This window comes from Paraburkholderia unamae, assembly GCF_003096875.1.
GTDB classification, from domain to species: domain Bacteria; phylum Pseudomonadota; class Gammaproteobacteria; order Burkholderiales; family Burkholderiaceae; genus Paraburkholderia; species Paraburkholderia unamae.
The window spans coordinates 189,491-204,130 of sequence record NZ_QEOB01000015.1; the positions used below are offsets into that span (position 1 = coordinate 189,491).

At 66.4% G+C, this 14,640-nt stretch carries 14 protein-coding genes; 2 read left to right on the forward strand and 12 right to left on the reverse strand.

Translation table 11 applies throughout. The features are described 5' to 3' along the window. Positions 1-28: 28 nt before the first annotated feature. The gene (locus tag C7402_RS29115; RefSeq protein ID WP_116613068.1) at positions 29-829 is read right to left on the reverse strand and encodes an IclR family transcriptional regulator; all 801 of its coding nucleotides are present in this window, start codon (positions 827-829) and stop codon (positions 29-31) included. Between the two features lie 168 nt (positions 830-997). After that, positions 998-1,912, reverse strand: coding sequence for a LysR family transcriptional regulator (locus tag C7402_RS29120; protein ID WP_116613147.1), 915 nt, complete (start codon positions 1,910-1,912; stop codon positions 998-1,000). 113 nt (positions 1,913-2,025) lie between these two features. Between C7402_RS29120 and C7402_RS29125 the strand changes: the two genes are divergently transcribed. Next, positions 2,026-3,042 (forward strand): zinc-dependent alcohol dehydrogenase family protein, encoded by a 1,017-nt coding sequence (locus C7402_RS29125; protein ID WP_116613069.1) that lies wholly within the window; start codon positions 2,026-2,028, stop codon positions 3,040-3,042. Between the two features lie 103 nt (positions 3,043-3,145). Here C7402_RS29125 and C7402_RS29130 read toward each other — a convergent pair whose 3' ends face one another. The 5 genes from C7402_RS29130 to C7402_RS29150 form a co-directional block, all read right to left on the reverse strand. Beyond that, positions 3,146-4,498 (reverse strand): TRAP transporter large permease, encoded by a 1,353-nt coding sequence (locus C7402_RS29130; protein ID WP_112174439.1) that lies wholly within the window; start codon positions 4,496-4,498, stop codon positions 3,146-3,148. A gap of 7 nt (positions 4,499-4,505) precedes the next feature. Continuing rightward, positions 4,506-4,985 carry a TRAP transporter small permease gene (locus C7402_RS29135; protein WP_112174440.1) on the reverse strand — a complete coding sequence of 160 codons (480 nt, stop codon included), beginning with the start codon at positions 4,983-4,985 and terminating at the stop codon, positions 4,506-4,508. A 94-nt stretch (positions 4,986-5,079) separates the two neighbouring features. Continuing rightward, positions 5,080-6,054, reverse strand: a complete 975-nt coding sequence (locus C7402_RS29140) for a TRAP transporter substrate-binding protein (protein ID WP_224044391.1) — start codon at positions 6,052-6,054, stop codon at positions 5,080-5,082. Positions 6,055-6,131: 77 nt separating this feature from the next. Further along, positions 6,132-7,358 carry a porin gene (locus tag C7402_RS29145; RefSeq protein ID WP_112174442.1) on the reverse strand — a complete coding sequence of 409 codons (1,227 nt, stop codon included), beginning with the start codon at positions 7,356-7,358 and terminating at the stop codon, positions 6,132-6,134. 303 nt (positions 7,359-7,661) lie between these two features. Further along, positions 7,662-8,654 (reverse strand): LacI family DNA-binding transcriptional regulator, encoded by a 993-nt coding sequence (locus C7402_RS29150; protein WP_116613070.1) that lies wholly within the window; start codon positions 8,652-8,654, stop codon positions 7,662-7,664. A 166-nt stretch (positions 8,655-8,820) separates the two neighbouring features. Between C7402_RS29150 and C7402_RS29155 the strand changes: the two genes are divergently transcribed. Next, entirely contained in the window at positions 8,821-9,654 is an 834-nt protein-coding gene (locus C7402_RS29155) for an NAD-dependent epimerase/dehydratase family protein (RefSeq protein WP_116613071.1), read from the forward strand. A gap of 60 nt (positions 9,655-9,714) precedes the next feature. Here C7402_RS29155 and C7402_RS29160 read toward each other — a convergent pair whose 3' ends face one another. The 5 genes from C7402_RS29160 to C7402_RS29180 all read right to left on the reverse strand — a co-directional run bounded on the left by C7402_RS29160 (position 9,715) and on the right by C7402_RS29180 (position 14,523). Beyond that, on the reverse strand, positions 9,715-10,506 hold the full coding sequence (locus C7402_RS29160; protein WP_112174445.1) for a hydroxypyruvate isomerase family protein: 792 nt from the start codon (positions 10,504-10,506) through the stop codon (positions 9,715-9,717). Between the two features lie 41 nt (positions 10,507-10,547). Then, positions 10,548-11,210, reverse strand: coding sequence for a 3-oxo-tetronate 4-phosphate decarboxylase (gene otnC, locus C7402_RS29165; RefSeq protein WP_112174446.1), 663 nt, complete (start codon positions 11,208-11,210; stop codon positions 10,548-10,550). Then, on the reverse strand, positions 11,207-12,505 hold the full coding sequence (gene otnK / locus C7402_RS29170; protein WP_116613072.1) for a 3-oxo-tetronate kinase: 1,299 nt from the start codon (positions 12,503-12,505) through the stop codon (positions 11,207-11,209). The genes otnC and otnK overlap by 4 nt, the downstream gene beginning before the upstream one ends. Before the next feature lie 82 nt (positions 12,506-12,587). Beyond that, entirely contained in the window at positions 12,588-13,565 is a 978-nt protein-coding gene (gene denD, locus C7402_RS29175; protein WP_112174448.1) for a D-erythronate dehydrogenase, read from the reverse strand. Between the two features lie 127 nt (positions 13,566-13,692). Continuing rightward, a complete protein-coding gene (locus tag C7402_RS29180) occupies positions 13,693-14,523 on the reverse strand; it encodes a FadR/GntR family transcriptional regulator (protein ID WP_116613073.1) in 831 nt (276 codons plus the stop codon). Between the last annotated feature and the right edge of the window lie 117 nt (positions 14,524-14,640).

A 14,640-nucleotide genomic window follows, 5' to 3' on the forward strand; every position in this document is an offset into this window, starting at 1 on the left:
CCTCAGCCGATGCAGGGTCGCCCTGTGCTCAAACGTTGGAGAGTTCTCTGGCAGCGGGCGCTTTCGATGTGCGTTTCGTGCCAGGTTTGAGCCAGGCTTCGCTCACTGCGGCGGCTTCGCGGCGTAACGCAAGCGCGAGCGTTTCCTCGCGCTCGCTAATCCGGTCGCTGAGCGCGGCAATGCTGATCGCGCCAATCGGGTAGCCGTCGGGGTCATGCAGCGCCACGGCAATGCCGCCCATGCGCTCGACCACCACGTCGAGCAGCAACGCATAGCCTCGCGCGCGCGTTGCCGCCACTTCGCGGCGCAGCATGGCGGCGCTGAAATGCGGGTAGCGCCTGAGCGTGGGGATGATGGCCGCAAGCGTCGCCTCCATCTCGGCGTCGGGCAGCGCGGCCAGCAGCGCGAGACTGCCCGCGCCCACACCGAGCGGGCGGCGGCTCCCCACGTTCAGATAGTTCGCGCGAATGGGAAAGGTGCCCGGACGCATCTCGATGCAGACCGACTCCTGGCCGCTCGGCACGGAGAGGATCACGCTGTCCTCGCAGCTTTGCGCGAGGCGGATCAGCGCCGGGCGCACCACGGCGCGCAGGTCGATGCGATGCACGCTGGTGGCGCGCAGCACCAGCCACTCGGGCCCCACGGAATAGGCCTTCGAACTCTCGTCGCGCACGACGAAACCTTCGGCCACGAGCGTGTCGAGCAGGCGCAGCGCCGATGCCTTGTCGATGCCGGCCGCGCCCGCGAGATCGGTCAAACGGGTATTGCGCTGGTCGGACAGCACACGCATCAGCCTGCAAGCTTTCTGAACCGACGTCGACAGCGCCATTGCAGCGTCTCCGGAATCTGGAATTTTATGGAACGAAACAAGCAAAACTTCGCTTTCTGGCTTTATAGCGGCTGACCGCCCGCCCTGTCATTGCGCATTGCACAAAAGTTTTGCGGAGTGAAACTCTTGCCGCGCGCGACGCCATGCTCGCCAGCGCTTCGGGAAGCTTCAGTCGAGCGACGCCGCGAGCATGCGCGAAACGTCCGCAACGAGCGCATCGACCGCCACCCGCACCTTCGAAGGCATGTGCCGCGACGTCAGCCGCACGACATGCACCTCGTCGCCCAGCACAGTGTTGCTGTCCATCACGAGTTCGAGGCGGCCGTCGTTCAGGTACGGGCTCATGAGCCAGCACGGCAGCCACGCAAGACCGGCCCCGGCGGCGGCGGCGTCGGCAATCGCCAGCAGGTCGTCGAAGCACAGGCGCGAGGCGAGGCGGCATTCGCGCACCTCGCCGCCCGGATCGCGCACGCGCCACGACGCGGTTTGACCCGCGCGGCCATAGGCAATGCCCGCGTGCGTGGCGAGCGCCGCCCAGTCGGCGGGCTTGCCATGCCGCGCGAGATACTCGGGCGAGGCGCAAATGCCCATGTGCTGCACGCCCAGCCGCCGCGCGACGAGCGTGCCGTGATCGGGCAGCGCGCCAATGCGCACGGCGAGGTCGAAGCCGTCTTCGGCGAGATCGGCCACGCGGTCGCTGAACGAAAGCTCGACATTGAGCCGCGGATACTGCTCCACGAGCCGCCTCACCACGGGCGCGACGCACTGGCGCCCGAACAGCACGGGCGCGGTGATGCGCAGCCGCCCCGAGGGCTCGCGCCGCCCGTGGTCGAGCGCGGCCTCCACGGCGCTCAGGTCGCTCAGCACGCGGCGGCATTGCTCGTAGTAGGCGTGGCCTTCGTCGGTGAGGCTCAGGCTGCGCGTGGTTCGCTGCAAGAGCCGCACGCCCAGGCGCTGCTCCAGCCGCGCGACGATCTTGGCGACCGCCGAGCGCGTCACGCCAAGGCGCGCGCCCGCCGCCGCGAAGCTGCCCGCGTCCACCACGTCCACGAATTCCGCCACGCCGCTCAGCCGATCGCTCATGCTCATACTCCCTTTTTTGTATCCTTGATGGCGACAGTGGATCGCCTGAATCTCACCAATGTCGCCCTGCGAGCAACATTATCATGGCTGCTCCAACTCGTACCGGAGCAGTCATGAAGGCATGGAAACTCAAGGCCGGCGGTGGCGTGGGCGCACTCGCGCGCGCCGACTTCACGCCGCGCGCGGCCGGCCCGCACGATGTGGTGGTGAAAGTTCACGCGGCCTCGCTCAACTATCGCGACCTGATGTTCGCGCGCGGCGACTATCTGGGCCTGGGCGACGCCTCGCTCGTGCCGCTCGCCGACGGCGCGGGCGAAGTCGTCGAGGTCGGCGCGGCCGTGACGCGCTTCCAACCCGGCGAGCGCGTCATCAACACCTATTTCCCGCACTGGATCGACGGCGACGCCACTCCGTCGAAGGTAAGCGGAACGCCGGGCGCGCAGTTCGACGGCGTGCTGGCCGAGCGCTTCGTCGCCACGGAAAGCTCGCTCGTCGCGATCCCGTCGCACCTGAGCTACGAAGAAGCCGCAACGATCTCGTGCGCCGGCATCACCGCATGGAACGCGATCTTCGCCGACGGCCGCGCGCAGCCGGGCGCGACCGTGGCGCTGCTCGGCACCGGCGGCGTGTCGATCTGGGCGTTGCAGCTCGCCCACGCGGCGGGGTTGCGCACCATCGTCACCTCGTCGAGCGATGCGAAGCTCGAACGCGCCCGCGCGCTCGGCGCGAACGCAACCATCAACTACCGCACGCAGCCCGAGTGGCAGAACGAAGTGCTGCGCGTAACGGGCGGCGAAGGCGCGGACATCGTGGTCGAGGTGGGTGGCCGCGATACGCTGCCGCGCTCGGTGGCGGCGGCGAAAATGGGCGGGCTCGTTTCGATCATCGGCGGTGTGACGAGCTTTGCGGGGCCGGAGCTGGGCTTGCTACCTGTGATCGGCGGCATGAAGCGGCTGCACGGCGTGATGGTCGGCAGCCGGGCGATGCTCGAAAGCGTCACGCGCTTCGTTGAGGCGCAGCAGATCCGGCCCGTGGTGGACCGCGTGTTCGGCTTCGACGAAGCGCCCGAGGCTTACGCGTGGCTGGAAGCCGGCAAGCACTTCGGCAAGGTCGTGATCCGCGTGGCCTGAGCGACGTGAGGGACGTGAGCGACCCGAGCGCCGTGGTGCATCTGCGGCACAAAAGCAAAGCGGGCCTCAATGGGCCCGCTTTGCGCACCTTACGGCATAGGCATCAGAAAACCGGATGCCCGTTGATCAGGCTCGGCAGCCAGGTCGAAAAGAGCGGCACGTAGGTGACGAGATTGATCGCGCTGAAAATCGCCAGATAGTACGGCCACGCCACCTTGGTCGTATCGCCGATCGACACGTCGCCGATGGCGCAGCCGATGAACTGCACCGAGCCGATGGGTGGATGCACGAGCCCCAGCGCGCAGTTCAGCAGGATCATGATGCCGAACTGCACCGGGCCCACGCCGCTATGCATGGCGAGCGGCAGGAACAGCGGCGTCGTGATGAGAATGTGCGCCGCCATGTCGATGAATGTGCCCAGAAACACCTGGATGATGTTGATGTACAGAAGCATCAGCCAGGGCACCGTGGTGGCGTGTTCGAGCACGCGCGAGATCGCCTCCGGAATCTCCAGGTAAGCCATCTGGTAGCGCAGCATGTTCGACACCGCGATCAGCAGCAGCACCACACCCGTGGTCTTGGCCGCACGCGAGAGCGCGTAGAACAGCTTCTCCTTCGTCATCGTGCGATACACGAGCACGGTCAGCGCGAGCGAGTAGATCACCGCAATGGCCGCCGCTTCCGTGGCGGTCGCAATGCCGCGCGCCACGCAAAAGAGAATGATCGCGATCACCAGCAGCCCCGGCAGCGCGCCGAGAAAGGCCCGCAATACGGCGAACCAGCCCGGGAACGCCTGCACTCTGGTGGTGCCGTCGGCGCTGCGCGGGTAGCCGAAGCGGCGTGCCTGCCAGTACGCGGCGATCAGCACGAAGCCCATGACCCACAGCACCGGCAACAGGCCCGAGAAAAGCAGGTCTCCTATCGAAACGCCGCTCATCTGCTGGCCGTTGAGCGTGCCCGTGATCCCCTGCGCGGCGAACGCGTAGATGATCATGTTCGTCGACGTGGGCATCAGTGCGCCCGCGAGCGACGAGTGGGTCGTCACGTTCACCGCATAGGCCGCGCTATAGCCTTCGCGCTTCATGAGCGGAATGACCACGCCGCCCATGGCCGAGGTGTCGGCCGAAGGCGAACCCGAAACGCCGCCGAACAGCGTGCAGGCCACCACGTTGGCCATGCCGAGGCCGCCGCGAAAATGCCCCACGGCCGCCTGGGCAAAGCGCAGGATGCGGTCGGCGATCCCGCCGTGCAGCATCAGCTCGCCCGAGAAGATGAAGAACGGCACCGCGAGAAACGAAAACGCGTTCATGCCCGAGATCATCGACTGCATGGCGGTCGCCGCCGGGAGTCCCTCGTAAAGATACGTGAGGACGCAGGCGAGGCCCAGGGAGAACGACACCGGCACCCCGACGGCCAGGAGCACCAGAAAACTGAGGGAAAGAATTGCAAGTTCCATGTTTGCCCTACTTTGCCTTGCGTACGAACAGCGCGAGCAGATGCTCGAGCGAAAAGAGCATGATGCACAGGCTCGCCACCAACGGAATGGCATAGCGCAGCGCTTCCGGCACGCCGAGAATCGCGATGCGGTCGTCCATCGTCGTTTCCGCCATTTGCATGCAGCCGAAGAAAATCGCGGCGCCGAGCGCAATCAGGCAGAGGTGCTGAAACGCCTCCGCGATCCGCTTGCCCCTGGGAGAAAGATTCTTCACGAGCGAATCGAGGCCGATATGGCCGCGCTCGCGCACCTTGAGCGCCGCACCGAACATGGCGATCACGATCACCAGCAGCAACGCGATCGGCTCGACGAAATCGGGCGCGCTCGCGAACACGTAGCGCATGATCACGCCGTAGAACACGAGAATCGTGAGCGAGGCCAGCGCGATCGAGGCGACGATCGTCAGCAGGCGAAAGAGAAGATCGTTGGGGAGTTTCAGGAAGGTCATGTTCCATCCTTGCGTGGGACACATTTCGCGGCCGCGCGCGCATGCCATGTGTTGCGCGGCTCCACGCCCGCTGCGGGCATGGAGCCGCGAAGCGTTAATGGATCGCCTGGATTTCGTCGACGATCTGCTTCATCTGCGGCGTGCGCTCATACTTCGTCCAGACCGGCTGCATGGCCTTCACGAAGGCCGCGCGATCGACCTGGGCCGCCGGAATGATCGTTGCCCCGCCCTTTTGCACCGTCTTGCCCGCCGTGTCCTCGCGCGCCGTCCAGAGCTTCACGTAGTACGGCACCGAGTCGGCCGCCGCCTTCTTGATGACTTCCTGTTCCTGCGGCGAGAGCGTGTCCCACACCTTCTTCGAGAACACCAGCACTTCGGGCGTCATGGCGTGATCCGTTTCAGAGAACACCTGCGCCACTTCGTAGTGCTTGGTTTCCTCGTACGACGGCAGGTTGTTTTCTGCCGCGTCGACGAGACCCGTCTTCAGGCCCGTATAGACTTCGGCGAACGGCATGGGCGTGGGCGTGCCGCCCATCGCCTTGATCTCGTCGACCATCAGGTCAGAAGGTTGCACGCGCACCTTCAGGCCCTTCATGTCGGCCGGGGATTTGATCGGATGCTTCGCGTAGATCGAGCGCGCGCCGCTCTCGTAGAACGTGAGCGCGATCATGCCCTTGGCCTTGAACGCGTCGAGAATCTTCTGGCCTTCCGGGCCGTACATCACCTTGCGGAAATGGTCGATGTCGCGAAACAGGAACGGCAGCGAGGGAATCATCGATTCCGGCACGATTTCGTTGAACGCCGCGCCATTGGCGCGCACCATGTCGAGCGCGCCAATGCGCACCTGGTCGATCGTGTCGTTTTCCGAACCGAGCGCGCTATTGCCGAACACCTTCACGGAGTCCTTGCCGTCCGTCGCCTTCGAGATTTCCTCGCCCATGTGCTTGAGCGCCATGTTGGTCGGGAAGGTGTCGCTGTGCACGTCGGCCACGCGGAACACACGCGCATGCGCGGCTCCCGCGGTGAGCGCCAGCGCTGCGGCCAGCGCCGTCATTGCGGTTTTTGCCATGCCTGAATGGCGAATGGTCCTTTTCATCGCTTGTCCCCAATATTGAAGTGTCGTGTTTGAGCGTGGGCCACACTGTGTCAGAAGCGGTGGATGATGCCCGCACCCACTGCCACCATGCTGCGCGACGAAGACGGCGTGGACTGGAAGCCGTCGCCGATCGTCGCGGTCGCGTTGATGATCTGCGTACCGTTGCCCGCCGGTGCGAGCGTCTGGCCGTTTGCGCGCTGGAATGCCTGCAACGCGTAAAGGCCCGTGCGCTTGGAGAGCGAGTAGTACTCCGAGAGGTTGACCTGCTGGTACTGCGCGCTGCTCGTGATGCCGTTGGCCTTGGTGGCGCGCGTGTAGCTGTAGCCGGTCGCGAAGTCCCACGACGTGGTCGGCTTCCAGTGCAGCACGAGGCCGCCCGTGTTGAAGATCGCGGTGTCGCGGAAACCCGAGCCCACGCCTGCGATGTACTGCACGTTCGTGTACGTCGCGGTGATGTCGAACTGGTTGTTGAACGTGTAGCCCGCGCCCACGGCGAAGCGCTGCTGCGCGCGTGCCGACTGGTAGCCGTTGGTCACCGCCGAGATGCCCGCCTGCGCGCCCGCGTTGGAGGTGGTGGTGTCGGTGCCGAACACGCCGCCGTTCACGTTCGAGTTGTTGATGCGCGAGAAGCCGACGGCGAGACCCACCGGGCCCATGGCGTACTGTCCGGCGAGGGCCCAGGTGGAGCCCTGGGTCACGCTGCCGGGTACGCCGGCCAGCGAATACGAGCCGCTGAAAGTGAAGCCGTAGATCTTCGGCGACATGTACAGCAGCGTGCTGTTGGCGCGGTAGATCGTGTCGAGCCCGTCGAGGTCGCCGGGATGCGCGCCGTAGAAGCCGGTGAGCCACGTGGTCGGGCTATACGGCGAAAGCAGTTGGTAGTACGAAGCGTACTGGCGGCCCGCCGTCAACGTGCCGTAGGTGGCGTTCGACACGCCCACGTAGGCCTGGCGGCTGAACATGAGCCCGCTCGTGGACTGCGCGCCCGTCGCACTGTTGAAGCCCTGTTCGAGCTGGAAGATGGCCTTGGTGCCGCCGCCCAGGTCTTCGGCGCCTTTCAGGCCGAAGCGGCTGCCCGCCCACACGCCGTTGATCATCTTGACCGCCGAACGGCCGCCGGAGGTCGAACCGAGCGTCGTCTGGCTCGACTGCCAGCCGATCCCGCTATCGACGATCCCGTACAGCGTGACGCTGCTCTGCGCGAAAGCGGCGGGCGCGGCGCCCGTGATCGCCACCCCGACAACGACGGACTGCAAACGGTGCTTGCTTCTCGACATGCTTCGATCTCCTTTTGTTCTTCGCATACCGCTTCTGTAATCGAGCTGCTGCTGGACTGGCGCATGCCGGCGCGACCGCTACCCGCTTTGCCAGGCTTTCCAGAGGACGGCGCAGGCATCGCTGCCAACACCATCTTTGGAAAACGTTTTCTCAAATTTAATCGGATCCTTTCGAAATGGCTAGTAGGTAGTTACGCGAATCGGCGGCGCGCGGCGAACGCAGGAAACGAAGCGAGCGGGCGCGCAAAGGCCGCCTGCCGCCCTTGCGCAGGCGGCAGACGAGAGAAAACGAAGATCAGGAATTCAGCGGCAGGCGACGGTCGAATCGCGCACGACGAGGCGTGGCTCCAGCACCACCTGCTCGACGTCGGGGCGCCCGGCGAGCACATCGATGAGCTTTTGCATGGCCAGCTCGCCCATTCTTTCGCCCTGCCCGTCGATGGTGGTCAGGCGCGGCTCCACATATTCGCCATAAGGCACGTTGTCGATGCCCGCCACCGACACGTCCTGCGGCAGGCGAAAGCCCAGCGACTTGGCCTCCTTCATGAAGCCGAGCGCGATCAGGTCGTTGTAGCAGATCACGGCCTGCGGGCGGTTCGGGCCCAGCAGCACGCGCGAGCAGGCTTCCTCGCCCGCCTGCGCGGTGGGCGCATGCGTTTCATGCACGTCGAGCGTGAGGCCCGCTTCGGCCAGCGCCTCGCGCGCGCCCGCAATGCGCTCGTCGTTGATGGTGGCCGCGTCGAAGCCGAGGTAGGCGATCTTGCGGTGGCCGAGGTTCAGCAGATGGCGCACCAGCATATAGGTGGCAAGGCGATTGTCGAAGCCGACGGTGGGAATGTCGAGCCCGCGCACGGTCCTGAGCATGACGACCGGTTTGTCGAGCTTGAGCGTCCATTTCGCGATTTCCTCGGACGCCCGCGAACTGACGATGAGCCCGTCCACGCGCGGCGCGAGCGCCTCGATGAGCGAGCGCTCGCGCGAGAGATTCTCTTCGGCGTCCACCAGCAGCAGCGTGTAGTCGTGCTGGAGCGCCACGCGGTTGGCGCCCTTCACCACCTTCGTGAAGTGCGGGTTGGTGATGTCGAGAATGGCGATGCCGATGGTGCGCGTGCGCCCGGTGATCATCGAACGCGCGAGCGGATTGGAGCGGTAGCCGAGCGATTCGATGGCGTCCTTGAGTTTCGCCTCGACCGGGGGCGAAAAACGCTGCGTGCCATTCACGTACTTCGAAACCGTGGCGACCGAGACGCCGGCCATGGCGGCGACATCGCGAATCGTCGGAGGACTGCTTTTCATAGAGGCAACGTTTGGCGGGGGCGACGGCGAGCATTTTCGCAGAAACGGACACCAGGTGAACCACTGCCCTCGCCGCACGTATTCCTCCATTGACGCTGTGACGGCCGATGGCTATATTCGGAAAACGTTTTCCACAACTTTTCACAATAATTACCAGGAAGCCCGGATGTCCCAACACTCACTTTCAGGCAAGCCATTCGGTCGTCTGCTGCTCACCGGCGCGGGCGGCAATCTGGGCCGTCAGCTACGCGGGGCGCTGGCCGACTGGGCGGATACCGTGCGCATCAGCGACATCACCGAGCTGGGCGAGACCGCGCCGCACGAGGAAGCGCGCCGCGTCGACCTGGCGGATCGCGAGGCGGTCATGGAGATGGTGGAAGGCGTCGACGCGATCGTGCACCTGGGCGGCATCTCGATCGACGCGCCGTTCGACGACCTGCTCGAAGCGAATATTCGCGGAACGTACAACCTCTACGAAGCCGCGCGCAAGCATGGCGTGAAGCGCATCGTGTTTGCGAGCTCCAACCACGTCACGGGCTTTCATCCCGTCACGAGCGTGCTCGACACCGACGCCCCGCACCGCCCGGACAGCCTGTACGGCGTGACGAAATGCTTCGGCGAGTCGCTTTCGCGCTATTACTTCGACCGTTTCGGCATTGAAACAGTGTGCCTGCGCATCGGCTCGTCGTTCGAGGAGCCGAAGAACGCGCGCATGCTCGTCACGTTCCTGAGCTATGGGGACTTCATCGAACTCGTGCGCTGCTCGCTGTTCACGAACCGCGCCGGGCACGCGGTCGTCTACGGTGTGTCGGACAACCCGGCGTGCTGGTGGGACAACGCCAAGGCCCGTTTTCTCGGCTACCGGCCGCGCGACAGTTCGCAGGCCTACGCGGACCGTTTCGCGGCTAGCGCGCCGAACGCCGGATTCGCTGGCCCGGCGCAGCAGTTCCAGGGCGGACCGTTCGTGCTCGGCGAGCCGATGCCGGGCGCCGAACGCTGATCGCACTCCTGATAAAGCGCTGGCAGCGCGACTTCGCCAATGGAAGTCGCGTTGCCATCGTCAGGCAGGTTGCGCCGCCCTGAACGGTTCGAGCCAGCCAAAACTCTCCACGCTCGCGCCGGAAGGCAGATATTCGCAGCCAATCAAGCCGCTATAGCCGCTGCGCGCGAGCTCGGCGAACACGCTCTCGAAGCGGATTTCGCCCGTGCCCGGCTCGTGGCGGCCCGGATTGTCGGCGATCTGCACGTGCGCCGCATGCGGCAGCGACGCGCGCATGCGCTCGATCAGATTGCCTTCGCCGCGTTGCACATGGTAGAGGTCGAGCATGATCTTCAGGTTCGGCCGGTTCAGCGCGCCCAGCAGTTCGAGCGCCTGCGCCTGCGTATTGAGAAGATAGCGCGGGCGGTCGATTGCATTGAGCGGCTCCACCATCACCGTGAGACCACGCGCGGCCGCACGGTCCGCCGCCGCGCCCATGCACTCCACATAGTGTTCCCATGCGCTCTGGCGCGGCGCACCGGCGTCGATCTGCCCGGCCATCACGTGCACGCTCGGGCAGCCGATTGCCTGCGCATAGTCGAAGGCCTGCTCCACGCTTGCGTCGAATTCGGCACGCCGCGCCGGGTCGGCGGCCAGGCCCCAGTCGCCGCGCGACACGTCGCCCGCCGCGGAGTTGATGCCCACGCAGCGCAGCCCATGCGCCGCGAGCCGTTCGCGCATTTGCGCGGCGGGAATTTCATAGGGGAACCACAGTTCGACGGCATCGAAGCCGGCGCGCGCGGCCGCTTCGAAACGCTCGGCGAGCGGCAATTCCTGGAACAGCGTCGAGAGATTGGCAGAAAAACGCAACATGTAAGGTTTCCTGAATATAAGTCGGCGCGCGGGTCGCGCGTTCACCACTTCGCGTTGAACGTCGTGCGCAGCTCGTCGATCTGCGCCTCGGTGAGCGGCGCGGGCCGGGGCGTGGTCATGAGCCACAGGCGCGCGGTTTCCTCAAGTTCCTCGAGCGCCCAGGCCGCCTGCGAGACGCTTGCGCCCCACACCACGGGCCCGAGGCGTTCGAGCAACACGCCGCGCACGTCGTTCGCCAGCGCGCGGATGCGTGCGGCCACTTCCGGGTCGCCGGGGCGGCGATACGGCACGAGCGGCACGTGGCCCACCTTCATCACGTAATACGGCGTGATGGGCGGCAACACGTCGTCGGGCTGCCACACGCCCGCGAGCGTAAGCGCGACGAGATGCGTGGAATGCGTGTGCACCACGCCGTTCATCGAAGGATTCACTTCGTAGACGTTGCGATGCAGCGCCAGGGTTTTCGACGGCTTGTCGCCACTCACCCACTGCCCGCTTGCGTCCACCTTGGCGATGGCGGCGGGATCGAGATGACCGAGACACGCGTCGGTGGGCGTGATGAGCCAGCCGTCAGCCAGCCGCGCGCTGATGTTGCCCGCCGAGCCGACCGTGTAGCGGCGCGCGTAAAGATCGGCGCCGATGCGCGCGATCTCTTCGCGCGCGCGATTCTCGGCGGCATGATCCGCCGGAAGGATCGCGCTCATGGCGCCGGCTCCATGATGCGCTCGCACTGCGCCAGCGCCTTCTCGAAGAAGTCGACCGAGCCGAAGTTGCCCGACTTGAGCGCGAGCGCATGGCGCGCGCCGTCCGAAACCGTCCAGGGCACGCCGGGATCGATCTGCGGGCCGATCGCGAGCGAACTCACGCCGAGCGCGTTCACGACCGAGCCCGAGGTTTCCCCGCCCGCCACGACGAAGCGCCGCACGCCCATATGTTCGAGCCCGCGCGCCACGTTCGCCAGCGCCTCCTCGACCAGCGCGCCGGAGGCGGCCGTGCCGAGCGTTTGCTGCGCCTGCGCCACTTCGTCGGGCGCGCTCGTGGCGTAGATCAGCACCGGCTCGCGGGCCACGCGCTCGCGCGCGAAGGCGAGCGCGGCGTCCACCACGGCCTGGGCGTTGGCGGCGAGCGCGAGCGGCTCGATGCGGAACGCGGGGCGGCCGTGCTCGCGCCAGTGCGCGACCTGACCTTGCGTCGCGCGCGAGCAACTGCCTGCCAGCACGGCGGCCAGGCCCTGCACTGCCGGAAGCTGCTGCGCCGCGCCGGTCGTGTCGAGCAGGCCTGCGCGGGCGAAGTTGGCGGGCAAGCCCTGGGCGAGACCCGAGCCGCCGGTGACGAGCAGATCGTCGGCGCACGATTCGCCCAGCGTGTGCAGGTCGGCGTCCGAAATCGCGTCGGCAATGGCCACGCGCACGCCCTGCGCGGCCAGTTGCGCGCGCGCTTCGGCGAGCGCCGGCACGCCGCGCTGGATCGCGTCGTAGCGCAGCAGGCCGACCTTCGAAGGCGTTTGCCGCTGGAGCGTGCGCACGAGATTCGCGTCGGTCATGGGCGTGAGCGGGTGGTTCTGCATGCCCGACTCGTTGAGCGGCACGTCGCCCACGAACAGATGCCCGCGATACACCGTGCGGCCGCTCTCCGGAAACGCCGGGCACGCCACCGCGAACGATGTGCCGAGTGCCTGCATGAGCGCGTCCGCGACCGGGCCGATGTTGCCTTCGTCGGTGGAGTCGAAGGTCGAGCAGTACTTGAAGTAGAACTGGCGGCAGCCGAGCGAGCGCAGCCATTCGAGCGCGGCGAGCGATTCGGCTAGGGCTTCGTCGCGCGGCGCGGTGCGCGACTTCAGCGCGACGACCACGGCTTGCGCGGGCGTGTCGAGCGGCTCGGCGGGCACGCCGATGGTTTGCACGGTGCGCATGCCGCCGCGCACCAGCATGTTCGCGAGATCGGTCGCGCCCGTGAAATCGTCGGCAATGCAGCCGAGCAGGACGGAAGAGGAAGACATGGCGAGGGAGTCCGGTTGCGCGAGCGCGGCGCGCGCCAGCGGGCTAGTGCTGGCCGCGCGTCGTGACGTGGGTCGTGGCGTATCAGCGTACGAGAGCGTCGCGCTCGATGAATGCGCGTACGACGTCGTCGAAGTTCGCGTCGAACACGAAGCCGAGCGAGCGCGCATAAGGCGCGGAGAAGTTGCCGGGCCACGAATTGACGATCTTTTCGATGGCCGGGTCGCGCTCGAAGCGCACCCGGTCGGCCACGGTGTCGCCCGCAATGCGGCGCAGCGAAGCGAGCATCTCGCTCACCGTCACCGAAAGCCCCGGCATGTTGATGACGCGCCCTTGTTCGAGACGTTCGGCAGGCAGTTCATGGCCGTGCACGAGGTTTTCCACGGCGCGGTCCGGCGACATGAGCCACAGCAGCGTTTCGGGCGCGACGGGGCACACCGCTTCCACGCCGTTGACCGGCTCGCGGATGATGCCGCTCGCGAAGCTCGACGCCGCGCGATTCGGCTTGCCGGGACGCACCACGACGGTGGGCATGCGCAGGCTGCGCCCGTCGAGGTAGCCGCGGCGGCTGTAGTCGGCGAGCAGCAGGTCGGACAGCGCCTTTTGCGTGCCATACGAGCTTTTCGGCGACCAGACGTGCGTGTCTTCGACGGTGGCCGGCAGATCGCCGCCGAACACGGCGACCGAACTCGTCATCACGAAGCGCGCGCGTGTTTCCAGTGCGCGAATGCGCTCGAACAGCGTGCGCGTGGCGTCGAAGTTGATGGTCATGCCAAGGTCGAACTCCTGCTCGGCCTGGCCCGAAACGATCGCCGCGAGGTGGAACACGCTCGCGGTGCGCGGACCGATCAGCGCTTCGATCTGCTGTGCGTCGCTGATGTCGCCTGTGAGCACCTCGACGCGCGCGTCGTCGATGCCTTGAAGCGCGACCACGTCGAACGCGCGAATTTTCTCGATGCGCTGCGCGCGCCCATCGGCGCCCGTCAATTCACCGCGTGCGAGCAGCGTACGAATCAGGCGTTGGCCCAGAAAGCCGGCGGCGCCGGTCACCACGATTTCCATCGTCGTCTCCTTCGTTCTACGGGATGGCGGCGGATGCTTCCGCTAAAAAGTTGTATGATGATCTTACCTTTTAGCGAATCGCGCAAGTCCGCTGTGCAGCCCCCGCCGCCGCGCCGCGCCGGAAACGTCAGCGGGGGGTGCGTTTGCGCGCCACGCGCTTGCCTTCCTCCAGCAGCGGCTGGGCGGCGGTGCTGCCCTCGCCCGCCCAGAACGCCGGGCCGGCCACCTGGATGCGCGCGCCCGCGTTGTCGATGTGGGTGATGACGGCCTGGCGCGCCGCAACCGGATCCTGCGCGGCGATCGCGTCGTAGATCGCCTTGTGCTCGGCGCGCACCTGCTCGGAAAAGTCGCCGCGCCGCGCTTCGTTGGTGCGCGTGAGGAGGATCGCCGCGCGCACGAACTGGCCGAGATATTCGAGCATGGGCGGATACAGGGAATTACCGGTGGCGTGCGAAATGGCCATGTGGAACGCCTGGTCCTCCTCCACGCCGTCGCGCTGCTGCTTTGCGGCCGTGTCGATCGCGGCGAGCGCGCGCTTGATTTCGGCGAGTTGCGTGCGCGTGCGCCGCTCGGCGGCGAGCGCCGCCGCTTCGGCCTCGATGCCGCGGCGCAACTCCGTCACCCGCAGGACCGCCTCCACGGAATCGTTGACCTCGACGGGCAGCCGGAACGTGGCCGCCCGGCTGGCCTCGCGCACGACCATACCGCTGCCCTGCCTCACCTCCACGAGCCCTTCGGACTTCAGGCGCGAGATCGCTTCGCGAACCACGGTGCGGCTCACGCCGAAGCGCTCGCAGATGACCTGTTCGGTCGGCAGCCGCGCGCCCGGCGGGAAGTCGCCGCTCGTGATCTTTTCGAGCAGCACCGCGGTGACCCGGTCGGCGAGCGTGCCCGCGCTCGTGATGTTGGGGGCCTCGAACGCGACCGTGCGCGACGGCGTGGATGTGGGGTTGTTCATGTGTTTGAGCTTCAGGAAAGACCCGAAAACGGCGTTGATCGGTGACGCGTTGACACCTTACCGCCTTTTAACCTAACATCCAACCGGCAAAAGATATTACATATGCTCATCATACAA

Bases quoted from the DNA above. Each gene is read 5' to 3' on its own strand.
- C7402_RS29115 (WP_116613068.1), bottom strand. From the start codon at position 829: ATGGCGCTGTCGACGTCGGTTCAGAAAGCTTGCAGGCTGATGCGTGTG.
- C7402_RS29120 (WP_116613147.1), bottom strand. From the start codon at position 1,912: ATGAGCGATCGGCTGAGCGGCGTGGCGGAATTCGTGGACGTGGTGGAC.
- C7402_RS29125 (WP_116613069.1), top strand. From the start codon at position 2,026: ATGAAGGCATGGAAACTCAAGGCCGGCGGTGGCGTGGGCGCACTCGCG.
- C7402_RS29130 (WP_112174439.1), bottom strand. From the start codon at position 4,498: ATGGAACTTGCAATTCTTTCCCTCAGTTTTCTGGTGCTCCTGGCCGTC.
- C7402_RS29135 (WP_112174440.1), bottom strand. From the start codon at position 4,985: ATGACCTTCCTGAAACTCCCCAACGATCTTCTCTTTCGCCTGCTGACG.
- C7402_RS29140 (WP_224044391.1), bottom strand. From the start codon at position 6,054: ATGGCAAAAACCGCAATGACGGCGCTGGCCGCAGCGCTGGCGCTCACC.
- C7402_RS29145 (WP_112174442.1), bottom strand. From the start codon at position 7,358: ATGTCGAGAAGCAAGCACCGTTTGCAGTCCGTCGTTGTCGGGGTGGCG.
- C7402_RS29150 (WP_116613070.1), bottom strand. From the start codon at position 8,654: ATGAAAAGCAGTCCTCCGACGATTCGCGATGTCGCCGCCATGGCCGGC.
- C7402_RS29155 (WP_116613071.1), top strand. From the start codon at position 8,821: ATGTCCCAACACTCACTTTCAGGCAAGCCATTCGGTCGTCTGCTGCTC.
- C7402_RS29160 (WP_112174445.1), bottom strand. From the start codon at position 10,506: ATGTTGCGTTTTTCTGCCAATCTCTCGACGCTGTTCCAGGAATTGCCG.
- otnC (WP_112174446.1), bottom strand. From the start codon at position 11,210: ATGAGCGCGATCCTTCCGGCGGATCATGCCGCCGAGAATCGCGCGCGC.
- otnK (WP_116613072.1), bottom strand. From the start codon at position 12,505: ATGTCTTCCTCTTCCGTCCTGCTCGGCTGCATTGCCGACGATTTCACG.
- denD (WP_112174448.1), bottom strand. From the start codon at position 13,565: ATGGAAATCGTGGTGACCGGCGCCGCCGGCTTTCTGGGCCAACGCCTG.
- C7402_RS29180 (WP_116613073.1), bottom strand. From the start codon at position 14,523: ATGAACAACCCCACATCCACGCCGTCGCGCACGGTCGCGTTCGAGGCC.